The 19,254-nt window shown below is 62.5% G+C and carries 22 protein-coding genes; 12 read left to right on the forward strand and 10 right to left on the reverse strand.

Annotated features, from left to right (window positions below; genetic code table 11):
• Positions 1-64: 64 nt before the first annotated feature.
• The 4 genes from ACP7EG_RS19520 to ACP7EG_RS19535 all read left to right on the forward strand — a co-directional run bounded on the left by ACP7EG_RS19520 (position 65) and on the right by ACP7EG_RS19535 (position 2,865).
• Positions 65-682 carry a phasin family protein gene (locus tag ACP7EG_RS19520; RefSeq protein ID WP_426088944.1) on the forward strand — a complete coding sequence of 206 codons (618 nt, stop codon included), beginning with the start codon at positions 65-67 and terminating at the stop codon, positions 680-682.
• Positions 683-821: 139 nt separating this feature from the next.
• Positions 822-1,493, forward strand: a complete 672-nt coding sequence (locus ACP7EG_RS19525) for a TetR/AcrR family transcriptional regulator (protein WP_034758777.1) — start codon at positions 822-824, stop codon at positions 1,491-1,493.
• Positions 1,494-1,534: 41 nt separating this feature from the next.
• On the forward strand, positions 1,535-2,308 hold the full coding sequence (locus ACP7EG_RS19530; RefSeq protein ID WP_426088945.1) for a hypothetical protein: 774 nt from the start codon (positions 1,535-1,537) through the stop codon (positions 2,306-2,308).
• A gap of 11 nt (positions 2,309-2,319) precedes the next feature.
• Positions 2,320-2,865: a TIGR00730 family Rossman fold protein gene (locus ACP7EG_RS19535; protein ID WP_289951239.1), complete on the forward strand. Its 546-nt coding sequence runs from the start codon at positions 2,320-2,322 to the stop codon at positions 2,863-2,865.
• A 28-nt stretch (positions 2,866-2,893) separates the two neighbouring features.
• Here ACP7EG_RS19535 and ACP7EG_RS19540 read toward each other — a convergent pair whose 3' ends face one another.
• The 3 genes from ACP7EG_RS19540 to ACP7EG_RS19550 form a co-directional block, all read right to left on the reverse strand.
• On the reverse strand, positions 2,894-3,406 hold the full coding sequence (locus ACP7EG_RS19540; protein ID WP_096234633.1) for a YgjP-like metallopeptidase domain-containing protein: 513 nt from the start codon (positions 3,404-3,406) through the stop codon (positions 2,894-2,896).
• Between the two features lie 143 nt (positions 3,407-3,549).
• Positions 3,550-3,945, reverse strand: coding sequence for a KGG domain-containing protein (locus ACP7EG_RS19545; protein WP_426088946.1), 396 nt, complete (start codon positions 3,943-3,945; stop codon positions 3,550-3,552).
• 33 nt (positions 3,946-3,978) lie between these two features.
• Complete coding sequence (locus tag ACP7EG_RS19550; RefSeq protein WP_426088947.1) at positions 3,979-4,491, reverse strand: phasin family protein; 513 nt, start codon at positions 4,489-4,491, stop codon at positions 3,979-3,981.
• A gap of 345 nt (positions 4,492-4,836) precedes the next feature.
• On the opposite strand from ACP7EG_RS19550, the gene purU reads away from it, so the two are divergent.
• Together purU and ACP7EG_RS19560 are read left to right on the forward strand one after the other, a co-directional pair.
• Positions 4,837-5,718: a formyltetrahydrofolate deformylase gene (gene purU, locus ACP7EG_RS19555; RefSeq protein WP_426088948.1), complete on the forward strand. Its 882-nt coding sequence runs from the start codon at positions 4,837-4,839 to the stop codon at positions 5,716-5,718.
• Between the two features lie 50 nt (positions 5,719-5,768).
• On the forward strand, positions 5,769-6,311 hold the full coding sequence (locus tag ACP7EG_RS19560) for a YaeQ family protein (protein WP_034758748.1): 543 nt from the start codon (positions 5,769-5,771) through the stop codon (positions 6,309-6,311).
• Between the two features lie 65 nt (positions 6,312-6,376).
• On the opposite strand, the gene ACP7EG_RS19565 is transcribed toward ACP7EG_RS19560, so the two are convergent.
• Complete coding sequence (locus tag ACP7EG_RS19565; protein WP_426088949.1) at positions 6,377-6,925, reverse strand: helix-turn-helix domain-containing protein; 549 nt, start codon at positions 6,923-6,925, stop codon at positions 6,377-6,379.
• 141 nt (positions 6,926-7,066) lie between these two features.
• On the opposite strand from ACP7EG_RS19565, the gene ACP7EG_RS19570 reads away from it, so the two are divergent.
• Both ACP7EG_RS19570 and ACP7EG_RS19575 read left to right on the forward strand, forming a co-directional pair.
• A complete protein-coding gene (locus ACP7EG_RS19570; protein ID WP_426088950.1) occupies positions 7,067-7,882 on the forward strand; it encodes an aldolase in 816 nt (271 codons plus the stop codon).
• A gap of 26 nt (positions 7,883-7,908) precedes the next feature.
• Positions 7,909-8,796, forward strand: coding sequence for a dihydrodipicolinate synthase family protein (locus ACP7EG_RS19575; protein WP_426088951.1), 888 nt, complete (start codon positions 7,909-7,911; stop codon positions 8,794-8,796).
• Here ACP7EG_RS19575 and ACP7EG_RS19580 read toward each other — a convergent pair.
• Positions 8,793-9,581 carry a head GIN domain-containing protein gene (locus tag ACP7EG_RS19580; RefSeq protein WP_426088952.1) on the reverse strand — a complete coding sequence of 263 codons (789 nt, stop codon included), beginning with the start codon at positions 9,579-9,581 and terminating at the stop codon, positions 8,793-8,795. The two genes, ACP7EG_RS19575 and ACP7EG_RS19580, sit on opposite strands and share 4 nt — an antisense overlap.
• A gap of 188 nt (positions 9,582-9,769) precedes the next feature.
• On the opposite strand from ACP7EG_RS19580, the gene ACP7EG_RS19585 reads away from it, so the two are divergent.
• Complete coding sequence (locus tag ACP7EG_RS19585; RefSeq protein ID WP_426088953.1) at positions 9,770-10,405, forward strand: SAM-dependent methyltransferase; 636 nt, start codon at positions 9,770-9,772, stop codon at positions 10,403-10,405.
• Positions 10,406-10,458: 53 nt separating this feature from the next.
• Here the strand turns inward: ACP7EG_RS19585 and ACP7EG_RS19590 are convergent, their stop codons facing one another.
• Together ACP7EG_RS19590 and ACP7EG_RS19595 are read right to left on the reverse strand one after the other, a co-directional pair.
• Positions 10,459-11,733 carry a c-type cytochrome gene (locus tag ACP7EG_RS19590; protein WP_426088954.1) on the reverse strand — a complete coding sequence of 425 codons (1,275 nt, stop codon included), beginning with the start codon at positions 11,731-11,733 and terminating at the stop codon, positions 10,459-10,461.
• Positions 11,730-12,458: a c-type cytochrome gene (locus ACP7EG_RS19595; protein ID WP_426088955.1), complete on the reverse strand. Its 729-nt coding sequence runs from the start codon at positions 12,456-12,458 to the stop codon at positions 11,730-11,732. The genes ACP7EG_RS19590 and ACP7EG_RS19595 overlap by 4 nt, the downstream gene beginning before the upstream one ends.
• Positions 12,459-12,611: 153 nt before the next feature.
• Here ACP7EG_RS19595 and ACP7EG_RS19600 point away from each other — a divergent pair, with 153 nt between their 5' ends.
• Together ACP7EG_RS19600 and ACP7EG_RS19605 are read left to right on the forward strand one after the other, a co-directional pair.
• A complete protein-coding gene (locus tag ACP7EG_RS19600; protein WP_426088956.1) occupies positions 12,612-14,033 on the forward strand; it encodes a PLP-dependent aminotransferase family protein in 1,422 nt (473 codons plus the stop codon).
• A 90-nt stretch (positions 14,034-14,123) separates the two neighbouring features.
• Positions 14,124-14,471 (forward strand): DUF4870 domain-containing protein, encoded by a 348-nt coding sequence (locus ACP7EG_RS19605; protein WP_205704538.1) that lies wholly within the window; start codon positions 14,124-14,126, stop codon positions 14,469-14,471.
• A gap of 21 nt (positions 14,472-14,492) precedes the next feature.
• Here the strand turns inward: ACP7EG_RS19605 and ACP7EG_RS19610 are convergent, their stop codons facing one another.
• From ACP7EG_RS19610 to ACP7EG_RS19620, 3 genes are read right to left on the reverse strand one after another with little or no spacing between them, the layout of a single operon-like run.
• Positions 14,493-14,921, reverse strand: a complete 429-nt coding sequence (locus ACP7EG_RS19610; protein WP_426088957.1) for an SMI1/KNR4 family protein — start codon at positions 14,919-14,921, stop codon at positions 14,493-14,495.
• Positions 14,922-14,942: 21 nt separating this feature from the next.
• Positions 14,943-15,590, reverse strand: a complete 648-nt coding sequence (locus ACP7EG_RS19615; protein WP_426088958.1) for a 3'-5' exonuclease — start codon at positions 15,588-15,590, stop codon at positions 14,943-14,945.
• A 9-nt stretch (positions 15,591-15,599) separates the two neighbouring features.
• A complete protein-coding gene (locus tag ACP7EG_RS19620; protein ID WP_071078564.1) occupies positions 15,600-16,109 on the reverse strand; it encodes a ProQ/FINO family protein in 510 nt (169 codons plus the stop codon).
• A gap of 567 nt (positions 16,110-16,676) precedes the next feature.
• On the opposite strand from ACP7EG_RS19620, the gene rpoD reads away from it, so the two are divergent.
• Positions 16,677-19,226 carry an RNA polymerase sigma factor RpoD gene (gene rpoD / locus ACP7EG_RS19625; protein WP_426088959.1) on the forward strand — a complete coding sequence of 850 codons (2,550 nt, stop codon included), beginning with the start codon at positions 16,677-16,679 and terminating at the stop codon, positions 19,224-19,226.
• Positions 19,227-19,254: the final 28 nt, after the last annotated feature.

Consider the following 19,254-nt stretch of genomic DNA (forward strand, 5'->3'; position numbering starts at 1 on the left):
TTTGCTCTCTAGAATAAAAAGCATCCATGAAGTGGCATGGCATTTCATATGACGGGAGTGGGCGATGGTGAAGAAATTGAAGGAACTGACGCAAGACAAGGAATTGGCGAGCGCAGTGCGCTCGTCCGCGCAGCAGATCTGGCAAGCGGGCCTCGGTGCCTTCGCCAAGGCGCAGGAAGAGGGCGGGCGCGTGTTTTCCAAGCTGGTCAAGGAAGGCACGGAATTCCAGAAGCGCGCCGAAGACAAGGTGGCCGATGTCAGCGACGGCGTCAGCAAGCTGGCCGATGGCGTGGGCAAGCAGGCCAGCGGCTCCTGGGACAAGCTGGAACAGGTGTTTGAAGAGCGCGTCGCGCGCGCCCTGGCCACCATCGGCGTGCCGATGCAAAACGATATCGCCGCGCTGCACGCCAAGATCGATGCCTTGAGTTTGCAGGTGGCAGCGCTGTCGGGCAAGGCCGCGCCGGCGCCCAAGCCGAAGGCCGTGGCCAAGCCGGCCGTGAAGGCGGCGCCGAAAAGCGTAGCGAAAGCCGCGCCGAAGGCGGCCATCGCCAAGGGCCCGGCCAAGCCGGCAGTCAGGGCCGCACCGCGCACCGCAGCCAAGCCGGTGAGCAAGCCGGTGAGCAAGCCAGTGAGCAAGCCAGTGAGCAAGCCGGCGGCGAAGAAAAAAGCACCGCCGGCCTGAGCTGGCGCAGCGTTCCTCCAGCCTGCTCGCGCAGGCTTTTTTTTTGCCTGCGTTTTTCGCCAGCGCCGTGGGGCACAGTGTTTCATTACGGCTATCTTAGGTGGTATGCTTGCGGCAGAACACAGAGAGATTGCCCGCCATGCTACAAAAAGCACCACGCCGTACCCGCGAACGCATCCTGGAGTTGTCGCTACGCCTGTTCAATGAGTTTGGTGAGCCGAATATCACGACGACCGTGATTGCGGAAGAGATGAACATTTCGCCGGGAAACCTGTATTACCACTTCCGTAACAAGGATGATATCGTCAACTCGATCTTCGTCCAGTTCGAGGCGGAAATCGAACGCATCCTGACCGTGCCTGACGGGCGCCGTTCGAATATCGAGGATGTCTGGCTGTACTTGCACCTGATGTTCGAACTGATCTGGCGCTACCGCTTTTTCTATCGCGACCTTAATGATTTGCTGTCGCGCAACCGCAAGCTGGAACTGCACTTCAAGCTGATCCTGGCGCACAAGATCAAGGTGGCCACGCAGCTGTGCGAAGATTTGCGCAGCGAACAGTCTTTGGAAGCGTCGGACATGGAAGTCGCTGCGATGGCGACGAATATGGTGGTCGTCGCCACCTACTGGCTGTCGTACGAATATGTGCGCAACCCGCGCAAGTACAGCGAGCAGCAATCGATGTCCGATGCGCTGGCACGCGGCTGCTACCAGGTGTTGTCCCTGATCGGCCCGTATTTGCGCAATGAAACGCATTTGCTGTTTCGCAAACTGTCGGAAGAGTATGTGACCAAACTCAAGAACGACTGACGCGGCTGCTGGCGCCACGTCGTCATTTACAGGAGAGATATATGGCTTGGAAACAATTCCCCTATCCGGACGCAGCATATGTCTACACGCCGCAGACCCTGGAAGCGGCCTGGGCGCGCCTGCATGCGGGCGATGTGGAACCGTTTCCCACGCATCCGGCGCTGGTGCAAGCCTGGCTGGCCTTCCACGCGGGCGACTTCGAACGCGCCGTGAAGCTGGGCCTGGCCGTCGGCGTGCCCGGCTATGCGGTGGCGCACAAGGCGACCTGCATCTATGCCACGCACCTGGAAGTGGACGACCGCCAGAAACTCGACATGTACGAAGAAGTGGCGGAGCGCTGCGAGCGCCAGCAGAACGAGCAGCCGGACAACCCGGCCGGTTACTACTGGCATGCCTATAGCCTGGGCCGCTACGCGCTGGGCACATCCGTCGTCAAGGCCCTGGCGCAGGGCATGGGCGCGCGCGTGCGCAACAGCCTGGACCGCACGATGACGGTAGCGCCCATGCATGCGGAAGCGCATATTGCGTTTGGGATTTATCATACGGAAATTATCGACAAGGTCGGCGCCATGATCGGCAGCCTGACCTACGGCGCCAACAAGGAAGATGGCTATCAGCACTTCAAGACGGCGCTGGCCCTGACGCCGTATTCGGCGCTGGCGCACAGCGAGTATGCGCGCGCCTTGAACATGCTTGACGGAAAGAAAAAGCTGGCGGAAGCGCTGGCCCTGTATGAAAAGGCGGCCGAGTGCGTGGCACTGGACGCCAAGGAACGCCTCGAGGTCGAGGCGGCGATCGATGAATTGAAAGACTAGGGACTACTGTGATCAAGGCTTTATGTGTGTACTGTGGCGCCAACGCGGGCGTTTCGCCCGATTATGCGGTGGCGGCGCGCGAACTGGCGCGCGTGCTGGTGGCGGAAAATATTTCACTGGTGTATGGCGGCGGCAAGGTCGGCCTGATGGGCGTGATCGCCGATGAAGTACTGCGCCTGGGCGGCGAGGTGACGGGCGTGATTCCCACCCAACTGGTCGAACGCGAAGTGGGCCACATGGGCTTGACGCGCCAGTTCATCGTGAAGGACATGCATGAGCGCAAGGCGATGATGGCCAGCCTGTCCGACGCCTTCATCGCCATGCCGGGCGGCTATGGCACCCTGGAAGAGCTGTTCGAGATGCTCACGTGGGCCCAGCTGGGCTTGCACGCCAAGCCCATCGGCTTGCTCAATGTCGACGGGTTTTATGATGGATTGATTGCTTTCGTGCAAAACGGCAAGGAACAGGGCTTCATCCGCCCGCAGCACGCCGCCTTCCTGAATGCCGATGCCGATCCCGCAGCGCTGGTGCAACGCCTGAAGGAGTGCGCGCCCTAGGCCCTGGAAAGTGCTTGAGCGCCGCGCTTCACGACCACAGGCGCTGGCCCGACAGGTCGAGCTGGGTCAGGTACAGGCGCACGTCGAATTCGTACTGGTGGTATTGCGGTTCCATGTATGCGCACAGCTTGTAGAACGCCTTGTCATGTTGCTTTTCTTTTACATGCGCCAGTTCGTGTACGGCGATCATGCGCAGAAATTCCAGCGGCACTTCCTTGAACATGGTGGCCACGCGGATTTCATGCTTGGCCTTGAGCTTGCCGCCCTGCACACGCGAGATCGAGGTATGCAAGCCCAGCGCATGCTGGATCACGTGGATCTTGCTGTCGAACGCTACTTTGTTGATGGGTTCGGCATTGCGCAGGAATTCATTCTTCAAGTCTTGCACGTACTGGTACAACGCCTTGTCGTTGCGCACATCGTGCGCATTCGGGTAGCGTTTTAACAGCACTTCGCCCAGCTTGTCCTGCGCGATCAGTTGTTGCACTTGCGCTTGCGTTTGTTCGGAATAGGCGCTCAGGTATTTCAGGGATGGCTGCATGCGGGGAAGGGCGGGGCGGGGCGCGAATGTGTCAGTAAGGCGAGAATGTACCATACCGCTGCGCCCCGCGCTGCGCCAGTCCCGGCACGGGGCTGCCAGGGCCGCCCCGTGCCGTCGTCAAGCCGCGAGCCAGGCCAGCCAGGTCAGCCCTTGTCGTCTCCGTTCTTGTTGCCCTGCCGGCTAGCCTTCGACTGTTGCTCGGCGCTTCCGCCGTGTGCCGCCGTGCTGCCGCGGCTTTCATTGGCGCGCTGGGCCGATTGCCGGCTTTCGCCGCCCTTGCGGCCGATTTCCGCCATGTGTTCGCGGTTGCGGCTGACGGCTTCACCGCCTTTCTGCCCGGCCCGGCGTGCTTCTTCCGAGTCGAATTCATGCGCCGTACCCTTTTGATGGGCTGCCTGACCGCCCTTGCTGGCAATTTCGCGTTGCTGCTCCTCGTTCATGGCGGCAAAGCCGCGCTTGCTCGTGCCTTTGCTGCTGCCCGGTTCGCCGGCTTTCTGGCTGCTGCCAGCGCCTTTGCCCTGCTCATTACTGTTAGCCATGTCGCTCTCCTTGCTGTCGGGTGGGGGCACTGTTCAATGCGCCTGATCGGATTGCCTGCCGGTCTCGCGCCCGTGGCCCGCGCCATCGTGGCGGCCCGAGGCATGCATTTTTTCGAGCATCTCACGCTGGCGCTGCGTGGCTTTTTCCGTTTCTTCGGCCGTCTTGCGCACCACTTCATCGGCGAAGGCCACGGCCGTGCGGCTCGCTTCGGGCAGGTGGTTCTCTGCCGTGCGGTTCATCTCGACATGGGCGTTGGCGACCAGGTTGCCGAGTTGCTGCTGGTACTGGCGCAGCTTGTCGCTGCCCGGCTGCAACTGGGCGGCGGCCAGCGACATGAACTCGCCCGTGTCGCGCGCGCACAGCAGTTGCTGGCTGGCGCTGTTCCATTCCTGCAGCAGGTCTTGCGCCAGCCGCAGATGCAGCTCGCTCAGTTGCTGCGCCGTATCGAACAGCTTGCGCGATAGTTCTGTGGCGAAATTGCACTGGGTCTCCAGGTGGGACTTCAGGGCGGGGCTGAGACTTTGGGGGATACTGTTGGTGAACATGTTCTACCTCAATGAAAATCTGGTCCGAGAAACACCCGGTGTGCCGGATGCGACGTTTGCTGAAACAAGCAAAGAGATAGACGCCGGATGGCGCGCCAGGTTCCACGCCAGGTGCCGGTTTGGCGCGAGAATGGCGCCTGGGCGCCTGAAAAACGCGATGACTTTGTGCCAGATCAAAGGAACGTCAATCAGCTTGTCATCGCCGGCAGCCATGCAGCTTGCGTGGAAAATGCCAGCTAACAGGCCCGGCCGTGCGACAATAGCCGGCTCGCGGCAGCGCAGCCGATGGCCGGCGCGCGTGGCTGAGCCGAGCATAGCCCACCTTTTTTGCCTTATTCCGCGACCATGACGCATCCCGAATACATCCTGACCCTGTCCTGCCTGGACCAGCGCGGCATCGTGCACCGCGTGTCCGGCTTTCTGGCCGAACACGGCTGCAACATCCTCGATTCCGCCCAGTTCGGTGACCAGGAATCCCAGCTGTTCTTCATGCGCGTGCATTTCGCGCTGGAAGACGGCGCCGTCAGCGACGCCCAGTTGCGCAGCGACTTCGCCGACCTGTCGCAACTCATGCAGCTCAATGGCCAATTCCATGGCCAATTGCACGATGCGCGTGTCAAGCCGCGCGTCATGCTGATGGTGTCGAAGATCGGCCATTGCCTGAACGATTTGCTGTTCCGCTACAAGAGCGGCTTGCTGAACGTGGAAATCCCCGCCATCGTCTCGAACCACATGGAGTTCTACCAGCTGGCGGCCAGCTACAATATTCCCTTCCACCACCTGCCGCTGGCGGCCGGCGCGCCGGAAGCGGCCAAGCTGGCGCAGGAAGCGAAGATCATCGAGCTGATGGACACGCACAAGATCGACCTGGTGGTGCTGGCGCGCTACATGCAAATCCTCTCGCCCGGCCTGTGCCAGGCGCTTGACGGTCGCGCCATCAATATCCATCATTCCTTCCTGCCCAGCTTCAAGGGCGCCAAGCCGTATGCGCAGGCGCACCACCGAGGCGTCAAGCTGATCGGTGCGACGGCCCATTTCGTCACGGGCGATCTGGATGAAGGCCCGATCATCGAGCAGGATGTCGAGCGCGTTGACCATGCGATGGATGCCGAGACCCTGACGGCCATCGGCCGCGACGTCGAGTGCGTGGTGCTGGCACGTGCCGTGAAATGGTTCGTCGAGCACCGCATCCTGAAAAATGGCGACAAGACCGTGGTATTTCGCTGATACCGCCACCCGTACCATATTGACATCCACTTTACCGAGACAGAAACACGATGGCCCTCAAAGCAACAATTTTCAAAGCCGATCTGCAGATCGCCGACATGGACCGCAATTACTACCAGGATCACGCGCTGACCCTGGCGCGCCACCCGTCCGAAACGGATGAGCGCATGATGGTGCGCCTGCTGGCGTTCGCCATCCACGCCGACGAGGCGCTGACCTTCACCAAGGGCTTGTTCGACACGGAAGAGCCCGACCTGTGGCAGAAAGACCTGACGGGTGCCATCCAGTTGTGGATCGAAGTGGGCCAGCCCGACGAAAAGCGCATCCTGAAGGCCTGCGGGCGGTCGGAACAGGTGATCGTCTATAGCTATGGCGCAACCAGCCACATCTGGTGGAAGCAGATTGCCAACAAGCTGGAACGGGCGAAGAACTTGACCGTGATTAACCTGCCATCCGAGGCGGCGCAAGACATGAGCAAGCTGGCGCAGCGCAACATGCAGCTGCAATGCACGATCCAGGATGGCCAGATCTGGTTGACCGACAGCGTCAACACGGTCTTGATCGACCGCGAACCGGTGAAGCCGGCGCGCTGATTTTGACTGTTTGAAACGCAAAAAAGCCCGGATCGCTCCGGGCTTTTTGCGTTGCGGTAGCGCTTTTATGCGGCCGCGTCTTCGTCGTTGCTGACGATCACCAGCAGCTGCGCCTGCTGTGCGCCGATGCTGCGCGTGCGGTGCGGAATCAGGGCGTTGAAATACACGGAGTCGCCCGTGTGCAACTGCACGGTTTCCTGGGGAAACTCGATTTCAATCGTGCCATGGTGCACGAACAGGAATTCCTCGCCGGCATGTTCCTTGAAGGCGGAGGCGACGAAATCGGGCGCCGGATACACCATGAAGGGCAGCATTTTCTTCGGTGCCACGCCGGCAGCGATGCTGGCGAAATGCGGCAGCGGCGACATCGCGCCCGCGCTGCCCGGATCACCGGCGCGCGTGATGGTGACGGCCGCCTGCTGGTGGCTGTCGCTGAACAGCTGCTCCACGTCCACCTGCATGGCGTGCGACAGTTTCAGCGCCACGGCGATGGACGGAACGCTCAGGCCCCGCTCCACCTTGGACAGGTAACTCTTCGTCAAGCCACTCTTTTCCGCCAGCTGTTCCAGGGTCCAGCCCTTGTGTTTTCTCAGCAGTTTCAGACGCATAGCCATGGTTGCATCGGTCGATTTAAAAAAACTATTGTACCTCATGACACAATGTGTCCTAAAATACACTCAGTTTCCTTGGATTGGGTTGTGCGGCCACTGCCGTGCATGCCGGGAAGCGTAGTCAGCATGAGTGAAGGAAAGACGATGCAGCAAAATACTCCGTATGAAGTCGCCGCCCCGGGCGCCAGCCTGGCCTTGTCGAAAGACGCACTGGTGGCCATCGCCGAGCGGCGCCTGGCCAGCGTCACGCAGGACAGCCCGTGGTCGGCGCTGCAAACCCTGGCGCTGTCCTGCCGCATCCTGTTCGATGGCGGGCATGATTCCGGCCTGGCAGGGCAGATCAGCTGCCGTGGCGGCCAGGACGGCACGTTTTACACGCAACAGCTGGGCCTGGGCTTCGATGAAATCACGGCCAGCAATCTGATCGAGGTCGACCACGACCTGCGCGTGGTGCACGGCGAGGGCATTCCCAACCCGGCTAACCGCTTTCACAGCTGGATCTATCGCCAGCGCCCTGACGTGGCCTGCATCATCCACACGCATCCCACGCACGTGGCGGCGCTGTCGATGCTGGAGCAGCCGCTGATCGTGTCGCACATGGATACCTGCCCCCTGTTCGACGATTGCGCCTTCCTGCCCTCGTGGCCGGGCGTGCCGGTAGGAAATGAAGAGGGCGAGATCATCGCCGGCGCCCTGGGCGACAAGCGCGCCATCCTGCTGGCCCATCACGGCCAGCTGGTGGTGGGCCGCACGGTGGAAGAGGCGTGCATGCTGGCCTTGCTGATGGAGCGGGCCGCCCGCCTGCAATTGCTGGCCATGGCTGCCGGCACCATTTTGCCGCTGCCGCCGGCCCTGGCGCGCGAGGCGCACGACTGGATTTCCACTGCGCGGCGCGACAGCGTGACTTTCGCCTATTACGCGCGGCGCGCCCTGCGCCAGCATGCCGATTGCCTGGCTTAACGACATTCACTGGAGGACACCACATCATGCAAACCTTATTTCAAGGCATCATTGCCTACCCTGTTACCCCGTTCACGGCCGCCGGCGGCGATGTCGACTTGCCGCGCCTGCAGCAACTGATCGAGCGCCTGATCGCCGACGGCGTGCACAGCATCGCCCCGCTGGGCAGCACGGGCGAGAGCGCCTACCTGCAGGATGGGGAGTGGGATGCCGTGGCCGCCACCTCGCTGGCCACCGTCGCCAGACGGGTGCCCACGGTGGTGGGTATTTCCGACCTGACCACGGCGGGCGCCATGCGCCGCGCCCGCTTTGCGGAAAAGCAGGGCGCCGACGCGGTGATGGTCTTGCCGGTGTCGTACTGGAAATTGAGCGAAGAAGAAATCGTGCGCCACGTGGCGCGCATCGGCGATGCCGTGGGTATTCCGATCATGCTGTACAACAATCCGGCCACCAGCGGTATCGACATGTCGCCCGAGTTGATCGTGCGCATCTGGCGCGACGTGTCGAATGTGACGATGGTCAAGGAAAGCACGGGCGACATCCAGCGCATGCACCGGCTGGCGCAGCTGAGCGGGGGCGAGTTGCCGTTCTATAACGGCAGCAACACCCTGGCCTTCGCCGCGCTGGCGGCCGGCGCCCGCGGCTGGTGCACGGCCGCGCCCAACCTGCATGCAGGCTTGCCGCTGGCCCTGTATGCGGCCGTGCAGGCGGGCGACTTGCCACAGGCGCGCGAACTGTTCTTCCGGCAATTGCCATTGCTGCAATGTCTGATGAAAGGGGGCTTGCCGCCCACCGTCAAGGCGGGGCTGGCACTGCGGGGTTTTGATGTGGGTACGCCGCGTGCGCCGCTGCAGCCGCTGGGCGAGGCGGCCACGCGCGAACTGGCTGCCGTGCTGGCCAGCCTGACGGCCTAATTCGGTGCAGCGCCCAGGCGCTTGATGCTGCTCGAGCGCTGCATGCTGCGACTGATGCGCGGATCGCCGTAGTAGCTCACTTCGCCCGAGCCGCCGATGCTGATGCTCAAGTCGTCCTTGGCCCATACTTGCGCCTCGCCCGAGCCGCCGATGCTTACCTGCACCTCGCGCGCGGCCAGGCGGCCCGCCTGGATATTGCCCGAGCCGCCGATCGACGCCGTCAGCTGCTCCGTCTTGCCGCTGGCCTTGAAGTTGCCGCTGCCGCCGATGGCCACCGCCACCTGGCGGCTGTCGAGCTCGCGCGCATCGATGGAGCCCGAGCCGCCCACGTCGAAGCGCAGCTTCTCGGCGCGCAAGCCTGTTGCCGTGATGCTGCCCGAGCTGCCCACACTGATGCGCTCCACCTGGCGCGCCTGGATCACAATGGTCAGGCTGCTCTGGCGGAAGTTGGCGTTGCGCTTGGCAGGCCGGATGCGCAGGGTGCCGTTTTCCACCGCCGTATCGATCAGCGGCAGGATATTGTCATCGGCTTCGATGGTGACGCTGTCCGTGTTGCCAATGCGCAATTCGACCGTACCCGGCACATTCAGCGCCACGCCATGGAAGCTGCCCACTTCGCGCGTCTGTTTTTGCAGCTTGCCGCTGCCCTGAATGCTGTTGCCGGAGATCCAGTCGAGCGGCGACGCCAGCGCCGGCGCGGCCGGGATGGCCAGGGCGCAGACGGCCAGCAGCAGGGCGGCGCTAGCGTGGCGGCGGTGGCGTGACTGGAAAAGTGGCTGTGTCATTCTTGCTCCCTGTTTTGAATTGGACTGCCTGCATGGTATGCCAGCCGGTGGCGCCTGCGCAGCGCGCTGCGACAGACTGCGCCAGCAGCGGCATGGAATGCAGGAGGATGCGACAGGATGGCATGAGGTATCATGCCGGTATTGGACATACGACGAGCGGTACGCGCCGCTCACACTACTGGAATTACATGCTGATCATCACCATCAAACAGGGCAAGGAAAAGAGCTTGCTGGGCCAATCGTGGATTTACGCGTCCGCGATTGAAAAAGTCGAAGGCAAGCCGCAGGAAAAAATGAAGCCCGGCTCGACGGCCATCGTGCAGAGTTCTTCAAAGCAGTTCATCGCCCGCGCCGCCTACAATTCGAAGTCGCAGATCCGCGCGCGCATCTGGAGCTTCAAGGAAGACGAACCGGTCGACCACGCGCTGATCAAGCGCCGCGTCAAGGCCTCCATCGAGAAAAAGCTGCCGGCCATCAAGAAGGCGGGCGAGAACCAGCTGTTGACCCTGATCAAGGGTGAAGACGAGGGCTTGCCGGGCCTGGTGGTACAGCTGTTTGGCGGCGTGCAAGGTTATCTGATCTGCGAATTCAATGCCGGTGGCGTCGATGCGTGGAAAGTGGCCATCGTGCAATCGCTGATGGCGTCCACCGCTTGCGTGAACGTGTACGAGCGCTGCGACGACCTGATGCGCAAGGGCGAAGGCTTGCCCCTGATCGACGGCGCCCTGGCCGGCGAAGAGCCGCCCGATGAAGTCATGCTGACGGACAATGGCGTGCGCTATGCGCTGGATTTGAAAACGGGACATAAAAGCAAGTTCCGTTGAGAACGGCTGCCTGACAAGAAAAAAGCCGGCGCGAGCCGGCTTTTTCATGTCCGCTACTCCAATGGCACGCTGCGGTAGCGATTCACTTCCAGAGCGCTCACCGCCGGCGCATCATTGCCCCACGACGCGCGCAGATACGTCACCACGGCCGCCACCTCGGCATCATCCATGACGGGGCCGAACGGCGGCATGCCGTAGGGGCGCGGGTTGCCGCGGGTCCCCGGCGCGAAGCCGCCGTTGAGCACGAGGCGGATGGCGTTGACGGCCGAGTCCGTCGTCAGCGCGCGGTTGCCGGCCAGCGGCGGGTAGCCGGGTGGCACGCCCTTGCCGTCGGCCTGGTGGCAGCTCGCGCATTGCGCTTCATACAGTTTCGCGCCCAGCGCCAGTTGCTGCCGAACTTGCTCCGAGGTGTCGCGCGGCGCCTTTTTCGACGGCTGCGCGGGGCCGGGCAAGCTTTTCAGGTACACGGCCATCGCTTGCACGTCAGTGGTGCCCATGTGCTGCAAGCTTTGCCGCACCACCTCGGCCATGGGGCCGAAGACGGTGGCGCGCGGCGAGACGCCCGTTTGCAGCAATTCCACGATATGCGCCGTGTCCCAGTCGCCCAGGCCCGCTTCCGCGTCCGACGTCAGCGAGGGCGCATACCAGCCCAGCACGGGGATCAGGCCGCCCGACAGGCCGTCGTCGCTGCCGCCCAGGGTGGTGCGGCTGCTATGGCAGGCGCTGCAGTGGCCCAGGCCCTGCACCAGGTAGGCGCCGCGGTTCCATTCCATGCTTTGCGTCGTGAGCGGCTGGTACACGCCCGGCTTGAAATACAGCGCGCGCCAGGCGGCCAGCGCGATCTGCTGGTTGTAGGGGAAGCGCAGCGCGTGCGGCGCGTTCGCCTGCTTGTGCGGCGGCACGCTCTGGAAATAGGCGTACAGGGCGTCGCTGTCTTCGCGCTGCACCTTGGTGTAGCTGGTGTAGGGAAAGGCCGGATACAGCAGCCGGCCGTCTTTCGACTTGCCGTTGTGGATGGCGCGCCAGAAATCGTCTGCCGTCCAGTTGCCGATGCCCGTTTCCTTGTCGGCCGTGAGGTTGGGCGAGAGCACCTTGCCGAACGGCGTCTGCAAGGCCCGTCCGCCCGCGTAGGGCACGCCGCCGCGCGTCGTGTGGCAGGCCATGCAATCGCCCGCCTTGGCCAGGTAGGCGCCGCGCGCGACCAGTTGTTGCTGGCTCAGGGTGCTGGCAACGGCGGGCGGGCCGATGTCGTCGTCCGGGTACAGCAGGAACTTGGCGCTGCCGCCGGCGATCAGCACCAGGCCGGCCGCGATCATCCATTTCTTCATGGCGCCACCTGCGCGGTAGAGCCTGGCACGCCGCCGCAGTGCAGCGGCAAGGGCAGGGCGATGCTGCTGGCGGGACGCGCGTCGGCGCTGGCCACCTGCGTGCCCAGCCAGGCCGAGACGGCGCCCACGTCCGCGTCCGACAGGCGCTGCGCCACTTGCGCCATGCAGTCGGGCGCATGGGCGCGGCGGATGCCGTTCTTCCAGGAGCCCAGTTGGGCGTTGATGTAGTCGCGCGGCAAGCCCAGCAAGCCGGGGATGGCGGGCGCCACGCCGGCCAGTTTCTCGCCATGGCAGGAGATGCAGGCGGGAATCTTTTTCCCACTGTCGCCGTGCAGCACCAGCTGTTTGCCGCGCGCCAGGGCTGTCGCACCGGCGCTGCTGGGCTGGGCCGGCGGCGGGGCGGGGTGCTGCGCCGCAAAATACTCGGCGATTTCGCGCAGGTAATCGTCCGGCAAGTGCTCGACCATGTAGTTCATCATCGGATACTGGCGCCTTCCCTCGCGGAAATTGAGCAGCTGGTTGTACAGGTAGCCGGCCGGCTTGCCGGCGATGCGGGGAAAGAAGGCGTCGTGGCGTTCCTTGGGTGCATGGCAGGCCGTGCACGCCTTGATGCGCTGTTCCAGACTGTCGTGGCCGGCTGGTACGCTGGCCGGTGCGGCCAGCGCCATGCCGGGCAAGGCGCAAGCCAGGGCCAGCACCAGCACGAGGGGGGAATGCAGTAGCATGGGAAGTTGCATGGGAAAAATCACCTGTCTCATCGGTGGGTATGGCATGCCGGTGTTGCTGCCCGGATGTTGTTACCCTAGCATATAACGGGCGCTGTCACTGTGACAGGATCAGTTGTGCAATAAAAATACGGATCAGTTTGAGGAGCAAGGTTGAAACGATATGAAGAATTGGCGGAAGAAGTCGCCGCCATGATCAGCACGCAGCTGTTGTTGCCTGGTGATAAGTTACCTTCCGTGCGCCAGCAGCATGCGCGCAGGGGCGTGAGCCCGTCGACGGTGTTCCAGGCGTATTATTTGCTCGAAGCGCGCGGCATGATCGTCTCGCGCCCCCGCTCCGGCTATTACGTGGCGCCGCAGCGCGCCGCGCTGGCGCCCGAGCCAGACAGCTCGCGCCCGCTCGACGCCAGCACCACCGTCGATGTCAGCGACCTGGTCTTCGAGGTGCTGGGTGCCGTCGGCGCGCGCGATATCGTGCCCTTCGGCTCGGCGTTTCCCAGTCCGCATCTGTTCCCGATGGAACGGCTGGCGCGGGCCGTGTCGGCCAGCATGCGCCGCCTCGACCCGTGGAGCACGGTCACGGATTTATCCCTGGGCAATGCGGAATTGCGCCGCCAGATCGCCCTGCGCTATCAGCTCGACGGCGTGCTCGTCTCCAGCGACGACATCGTCATCACGAATGGTGCGCTGGAAGCGCTGAACCTGTGCCTGCAAGCCGTCACGCGGCCCGGCGACACGGTGCTGATCGAGTCGCCCAGCTTCTATGCCTGTCTGCAGGCGCTGGAGCGGCTGGAGCTCAAGGCCGTCGAGATCGCCACCAGTCCGCGCGACGGCGTCGATCTGGCGGCGCTGGAAGAGTTACTGCAACGCCACCAGCCCAAGGCGTGCTGGCTGATGACGAGTTTCCAGAATCCCCTGGGCAGCCTGATGCCGCCCGAAAAGAAGCGCGCATTGGTGGCACTGCTGGCGCGCCATGGCGTGCCGCTGATCGAGGATGATGTGTATGGCGAGCTGTATTTTGGCAAGCAGCGCCCCGGTCTGACGAAAAGCCATGACAGCGCGGGCCTAGTCATGCATTGCAGCTCGTTCTCGAAGACCCTGGCGCCCGGTTTCCGCCTGGGCTGGGCCGTGGCGGGCCGCTACGCGCGCCAGGTCGAGCGCTTGAAACTGACGACCAGCCTGTCGGCGCCGATACCGCTGCAGATGGCGCTGGCCGATTACCTGGCGCAGGGCGGCTACGACCGCCATTTGCGCCAGCTGCGGCTGACCCTGGCGGCGCAGCAAAACACCATGCTGCAAGCCATCGCCGTGCATTTTCCGCCCGGCACACGGGTGACGCGGCCGCAGGGCGGCTATTTCGTCTGGGTCGAGATGCCTGCCGGCGTCGATGCGCTGGCCTTGCACCGCAGCGCGCTGGCGGCCGGCATCAGCATCGCGCCCGGCCCCATCTTTTCCGCCACGCGCGCGTTTCGCCATTGCATCCGTCTCAACTACGGCCACCCGTGGAGTCCGCAGCTGGAAGAAGCCATCGCCACGCTGGGGCGGCTGGCGCTGGCGGCGGCAAGCGGCGCGTGAAAAAAAGTCCCTTGCGCCAGCAAGTGTTTCATTTCAAAAAGAAATATTGCTGTTATATTGGTGTATCTATAACTAATGATGGGAATAATAATGGATAACACGCAGCCCGAAGTGGGTCGTACGCAAGATACGACGCTGGCCATTTTGTCCCACGTTGGCGGCTTGTTCACCAGCTGGGTGGCGCCGCTGATCATTTATTTGATCAAGAAGGATGATGCGGATAAATTTTCGGCCGAGAACGCCCGCGAAGCGCTGAATTTCCAGATCACCCTGATCATCTGGTATTTCGCCTGCTTCATCCTGTCGTTCGTGCTGATTGGCCTGTTCCTGTTCTGGGTGGTGGCGCTGGCCAACCTGGTGTGCTCGATCGTCGCAGCCGTCAAGGCCAGCAATGGCATCACTTACCGTTATCCCTTGACCTTGCGCCTCGTCAAATAAGCTTGCGCCGGCCGCCGGGTTTCATCCCGGACGGCCGGGCAGTATCAGGAATGACGCAAAGTCGGGCGCCACCGTGCTGGTGGCGCCTGTTTCGTGCGACCACAGCACGACCACCGGCTCACCGGTGCGTCCCGTTTGCGCATAATCAAAACAATAGTAATCGCCCGTGCCGAACTGGGCAAAGGGCAGCAGGGAAGCGGCATCGCTGCCGTTCGCGCCCACATTCTCCAGCCATTCCTGCCAGCTCGTGTTGTAGTGGCGCGCTATCGATTCCCACGTCTTGCGCGCATTCGCTTCGTCGTAGACGGGAAACACGCTCAAGGCGCCCAGCGCGCGGCCATTGTTTAGCAATAACCATTGCACGTAGGACGCGGGCAGCGTTCGCCCCAGCGCCTGTTCGGCGGCGGCGATCGCTGCCAGGCTGGTACCGATGGACTTGTTCTTGCTCATGCTGCAGGATGGCGCGCCGGCTCAGGCGGCGATAGGCGGCGGGACAGGCGGCGTGCTGGCGCGCGGGGCTTTTTGCTGTGTTACTTTACCGCCATCGGCGATCCAGCGGCGGTACACGCGCAGGGCCACTTGCGCATCGTCGGCCGCGTACAGGATCTGCTTTTCCGTCAGGCGCGAGGTGGCCCAGTTGGTGGTGGAGATCTTTTTCGACTTCTGCAGGTGCAGGCCGAAGAACTTGGCCACGGCCGTCTTCGCGCCCAGGTCGTTGCGCTGGCCGCCGCGTAGAGCCACGGACAGGTCCAGCACCTGAGCTGGAACAATGCCCAGCTTGTTGCGCAGGCGCTTGACGTCGTCGGACAGGCCAAAGCCCACCTTCAGGGTGGTGGTCGATTCGAGGATGGCTTTGAGTTCGGCCAGGGCCGGCGCCGGCGTACTGCCCACCTGGAACAGGTAGGCGATGTCGTCGGTGGCCAGCTGGATCAGGTGCGGTCCCGTGGAGGACTCGCCCTTGACAAACGTCGGCTTCGATTCCGTATCGAAGCCGATGGCGTCCGCGGCCAGCAGGGCGGCCATGGCCGCTTTTGCATCATCACTGGTGCGTACCAGCTTGACGTGCTCAAGTGCAATGCCTCGATACGGGGGCAGTGGCGGTGCGGCAGCTGTGTCCATGAAACCGGATCAGCCTTTGCGCGAGAATTTCGCGGTCAGCAGATTCAGTTTTTCCAGGCGCAAACGGTTCGCTTCTTCGGCGGCGGCCGCGTCGCGTTCGGCTTTCTTGCGCTCGGCTTCTTTCTTGAAGCGCTGCTGCAATACTTGCGTGGCGTGGTCGCGGTGGGTTTGCGTCACTTCCGCGCCGGCCGTGCCGTCGAGGTCGTAGCGGATCTTGGCTTTTTCCATCATGCGCAGGTAGCGCAGCGAACCCGTGTGGATGCCCAGCGCCGTGCGCATCAGCTTGCGGTCCAGGTCCGGCAGGCGCGCCAGGATCTGCTTGTCGATACCGATCGACAAGGGCAGGCAATCGCGGAATGGCGGGAATTGCTCCTGGAACTGTTTCAGCAGGGCGCGCGCGGTCAGGCCGGCAGGTGCCGGCGTGGTCGCTGCGGCCGGTGCCGCCGCTGGGGCTGCATCGACTGGCGTGTCAGGAGTGGTGGCTTGCTGGTCTGGCGTGGAGCTGGTCATCGACATCATTGGTTGGGCTATAAAAGGGGAGCATAGCACGCGCCACAGGCAAGTGCATTGTCTTTTTTGGCAACTTGCGCAGAGATAAGCGGGGCGGTACTACAGTGCACGCAGCGCGAAATGCGGGAAATGTGTATAATGTCGGCTTGCGCTGATGACTGGACCCCGTATTTGACGGTCTGGCTCAGGTGTGCAGGGGATAGGAGCAGTGCGGTGCAGGGCCATCATTATTGGTATTTCTGATATCAGATATTTTGCTTATCAATTATCCAGATAACTGGCCTTCGTGCATAATCTTGCTCTCCGCTGTGTCTTCACTGAACAACAATAGATTCAAGCCCGTTCTGGTACGGGCTTTTTTTCATTCCGCAATGTACATCGCTTATTTATCTGATCCGGCTTCGGCCCCGCCGCCCTCATTACGGGATGCGCGGGCTTTGAGCGCCCCGATAAGCAGGCGCCGCTGCCGTTAACGGCAGCCGCAACAATACGCTCCATCGAGTCCGGTTTCGCAGGCTTAGGTGGAATCATTCACTTCGCGCCGACACCATCTGGTCTCGCATTAAGAGATATCTCATGAAGAATACGCCAAAAACTTTAACGTTGTCCGCCAAGGCGCCACGCCCAGCTGCGGCACCACTTGCCGTACCCAAAACGACTTTATCTTACTTCATCGATAATGCGCAAGCGAATCCGGAAGCTACCGTCACGACGGCGCCCACCGTCGTCACCGTGGTGAAGAAAAGCCGTTCGCGCCTGGCAGCCGTGCCACCGGCCGAGTCGGCTGCGGAAGCGCCCGTTGCCGAAGCGGCCGCCGAAGCCGTTGCCGAGGTGGCCGATGCTGCAGTGGCCAAAACGCCGAGCGTGAAGATCGCCCCTGGCGCCAAGGCCCCGGTCGCGCCGCGCAAGGTCAGCGAAAGCGCCGCCACGAATAAAGTGGTGACGGCAGCCCGTTCGAAAGTCGTGCGCGCCAAGCCTGAAGCGGCGCCCGTGACCATCATCACCGGCGCACAAGTGGTCAGCAAGACCACGGACGCCGATGCCCTGGCCGCCATCGATACCTCGAATTACTTCTTGCCGACCGTCAAGGTGCCAGGCCGCCGTGGCCGCAAACCAAGCGAATTCACGCCGGAAAACGATGAAGTGGCAGCACTCAACGCCGTCGAACGCGCCGAGCTGAAGGCCGTGTCGAAAGCGCGCGACCGCAAGGCCAAGGGCGGCCTGGCGGACGCATTGGGCGATCCGGAAGCCTCGGCAGCGGACCTGGAACGCCGCCGCAAGCAGATCACGGGCTTGATCAACATGGGCAAGGAACGCGGCTTCCTCACCTATGCCGAGATCAATGACCAATTGCCGGAAAACATCATCGATCCGGAAGCGATCGAAGGCATCATCGCCACTTTCAATGACATGGGCATCGCCGTCTACGAGCGTGCCCCTGACGCGGAAAGCTTGTTGTTGACCGACAACGTCGCCACTGTCACCAGCGACGATGAAGTGGAAGCGGCTGCCGCGACCGCCCTGTCGACGGTCGACTCCGACTTCGGCCGCACCACCGACCCCGTGCGCATGTACATGCGTGAAATGGGTGCCGTGGCGCTGCTGACGCGCGAAGGCGAGATCGAGATCGCCAAGCGCATCGAGGGCGGCCTGAAAGACATGATCCAGGCCATTTCCGCCTGCCCTACCACCATCGGCGAGATCGTTGCCTTGTCGCAAAAAATTGCGCGCGACGAAATCAAGGTCGATGAAGTGGTCGACGGCTTTGTCGACTTGAACGAAAGCAATGCCCCGGCGCCCGCCGCCGCTCCCGCGCCCGCCGCCGCCAGCGGTGACGACGAGGAAGAGGAAGAAGAAGCCGAGGAAGAAGATGGCGACGCGAATGGCGGCGCGGCCGGTTTCTCCAGCGAGCAACTGGCGCAGCTGAAAAAGAATGCGTTGGAGAAATTCAACGTCATTTCGACGCAGTACGACAAGATGCGCAAGGCGCCCGAGGGTTACAACTCGAAAGCCTACATCAAGGCGCAGGAAGCCATTTCGCAAGAATTGCTGGGCATCCGCTTCACGGCCAAGGTCGTCGAAAAGCTGTGCGACACCCTGCGCGGCCAGATGGAAGAAGTGCGCCACATCGAGCGCGCCGTGCTGGAACTGTGCGTGAACAAATGCGGCATGCCGCGCGCCCACTTCATCAAGGTGTTTCCGGGCAATGAATGCGACCTGGAATGGGTCGACCGCGAAGTCGATTGCAAGTATCCGTACAGCGCCATCCTCAGCCGCAACGTGCCTGCCGTCAAAGAACTGCAAAAGAAGATGATCGACCTGCAAGCGCGCGTGGCCCTGCCGCTGGCCGACTTGCGCAAGATCAACAAGCAGATGGCTGCCGGCGAGAAGCGTGCGCGTCACGCGAAACGCGAAATGACGGTCGCCAACTTGCGTCTGGTTATTTCGATCGCCAAGAAATACATCAACCGCGGCTTGCAATTCCTCGACCTGATCCAGGAAGGCAACATCGGCTTGCTGAAGGCGGTCGATAAATTCGAGTATCGCCGCGGCTACAAGTTCTCGACTTACGCCACCTGGTGGATCCGCCAGGCCATCACGCGTTCGATCGCCGACATGGCCCGCACCATCCGCGTACCGGTGCACATGATCGAAACGATCAACAAGATGAACCGCATCTCGCGCCAGATCATGCAGGAAACGGGCAGCGAGCCCGACCTGGCGACCCTGGCCGTGAAGATGGAAATGCCGGAAAACAAGGTGCGCGAGATCATGAAGATCGCGAAAGAGCCGATTTCCATGGAAACGCCGATGGGCGAAGATGGCGATTCGCAACTGGGCGACTTCATCGAAGACAACACCACCCTGGCACCGCTGGACGCCGCACTGCATGCGTCGATGCGCAACGTGATCAAGGAAGTGCTCGATTCCCTGACGCCGCGCGAAGCGAAAGTGCTGCGCATGCGTTACGGCGTGGAAATGTCGAACGACCACACGCTGGAAGAAGTGGGCAAGCAGTTCGACGTGACGCGCGAGCGCATCCGCCAGATCGAGGCGAAAGCCATGAGCAAGCTGCGCCAGCCCTCGCGTTCGGACAAGTTGAAAACGTTTTTGACGCAGAATTAAGCAGTCACAAAAAAAAGAGGCGCAAGCC

Origin of the sequence: Janthinobacterium sp. PSPC1-1 (genome assembly GCF_049897625.1) — a bacterium.
GTDB lineage: Bacteria > Pseudomonadota > Gammaproteobacteria > Burkholderiales > Burkholderiaceae_D > Janthinobacterium > Janthinobacterium tructae.

What these genes read in the sequence shown, in the direction of transcription:
- ACP7EG_RS19520 (WP_426088944.1), top strand. Translation starts at nt 65, where the DNA reads ATGGTGAAGAAATTGAAGGAACTGACGCAAGACAAGGAATTGGCGAGC.
- ACP7EG_RS19525 (WP_034758777.1), top strand. Translation starts at nt 822, where the DNA reads ATGCTACAAAAAGCACCACGCCGTACCCGCGAACGCATCCTGGAGTTG.
- ACP7EG_RS19530 (WP_426088945.1), top strand. Translation starts at nt 1,535, where the DNA reads ATGGCTTGGAAACAATTCCCCTATCCGGACGCAGCATATGTCTACACG.
- ACP7EG_RS19540 (WP_096234633.1), bottom strand. Translation starts at nt 3,406, where the DNA reads ATGCAGCCATCCCTGAAATACCTGAGCGCCTATTCCGAACAAACGCAA.
- ACP7EG_RS19545 (WP_426088946.1), bottom strand. Translation starts at nt 3,945, where the DNA reads ATGGCTAACAGTAATGAGCAGGGCAAAGGCGCTGGCAGCAGCCAGAAA.
- ACP7EG_RS19550 (WP_426088947.1), bottom strand. Translation starts at nt 4,491, where the DNA reads ATGTTCACCAACAGTATCCCCCAAAGTCTCAGCCCCGCCCTGAAGTCC.
- purU (WP_426088948.1), top strand. Translation starts at nt 4,837, where the DNA reads ATGACGCATCCCGAATACATCCTGACCCTGTCCTGCCTGGACCAGCGC.
- ACP7EG_RS19560 (WP_034758748.1), top strand. Translation starts at nt 5,769, where the DNA reads ATGGCCCTCAAAGCAACAATTTTCAAAGCCGATCTGCAGATCGCCGAC.
- ACP7EG_RS19565 (WP_426088949.1), bottom strand. Translation starts at nt 6,925, where the DNA reads ATGGCTATGCGTCTGAAACTGCTGAGAAAACACAAGGGCTGGACCCTG.
- ACP7EG_RS19570 (WP_426088950.1), top strand. Translation starts at nt 7,067, where the DNA reads ATGCAGCAAAATACTCCGTATGAAGTCGCCGCCCCGGGCGCCAGCCTG.
- ACP7EG_RS19575 (WP_426088951.1), top strand. Translation starts at nt 7,909, where the DNA reads ATGCAAACCTTATTTCAAGGCATCATTGCCTACCCTGTTACCCCGTTC.
- ACP7EG_RS19580 (WP_426088952.1), bottom strand. Translation starts at nt 9,581, where the DNA reads ATGACACAGCCACTTTTCCAGTCACGCCACCGCCGCCACGCTAGCGCC.
- ACP7EG_RS19585 (WP_426088953.1), top strand. Translation starts at nt 9,770, where the DNA reads ATGCTGATCATCACCATCAAACAGGGCAAGGAAAAGAGCTTGCTGGGC.
- ACP7EG_RS19590 (WP_426088954.1), bottom strand. Translation starts at nt 11,733, where the DNA reads ATGAAGAAATGGATGATCGCGGCCGGCCTGGTGCTGATCGCCGGCGGC.
- ACP7EG_RS19595 (WP_426088955.1), bottom strand. Translation starts at nt 12,458, where the DNA reads ATGCTACTGCATTCCCCCCTCGTGCTGGTGCTGGCCCTGGCTTGCGCC.
- ACP7EG_RS19605 (WP_205704538.1), top strand. Translation starts at nt 14,124, where the DNA reads ATGGATAACACGCAGCCCGAAGTGGGTCGTACGCAAGATACGACGCTG.
- ACP7EG_RS19610 (WP_426088957.1), bottom strand. Translation starts at nt 14,921, where the DNA reads ATGAGCAAGAACAAGTCCATCGGTACCAGCCTGGCAGCGATCGCCGCC.
- ACP7EG_RS19615 (WP_426088958.1), bottom strand. Translation starts at nt 15,590, where the DNA reads ATGGACACAGCTGCCGCACCGCCACTGCCCCCGTATCGAGGCATTGCA.
- ACP7EG_RS19620 (WP_071078564.1), bottom strand. Translation starts at nt 16,109, where the DNA reads ATGATGTCGATGACCAGCTCCACGCCAGACCAGCAAGCCACCACTCCT.
- rpoD (WP_426088959.1), top strand. Translation starts at nt 16,677, where the DNA reads ATGAAGAATACGCCAAAAACTTTAACGTTGTCCGCCAAGGCGCCACGC.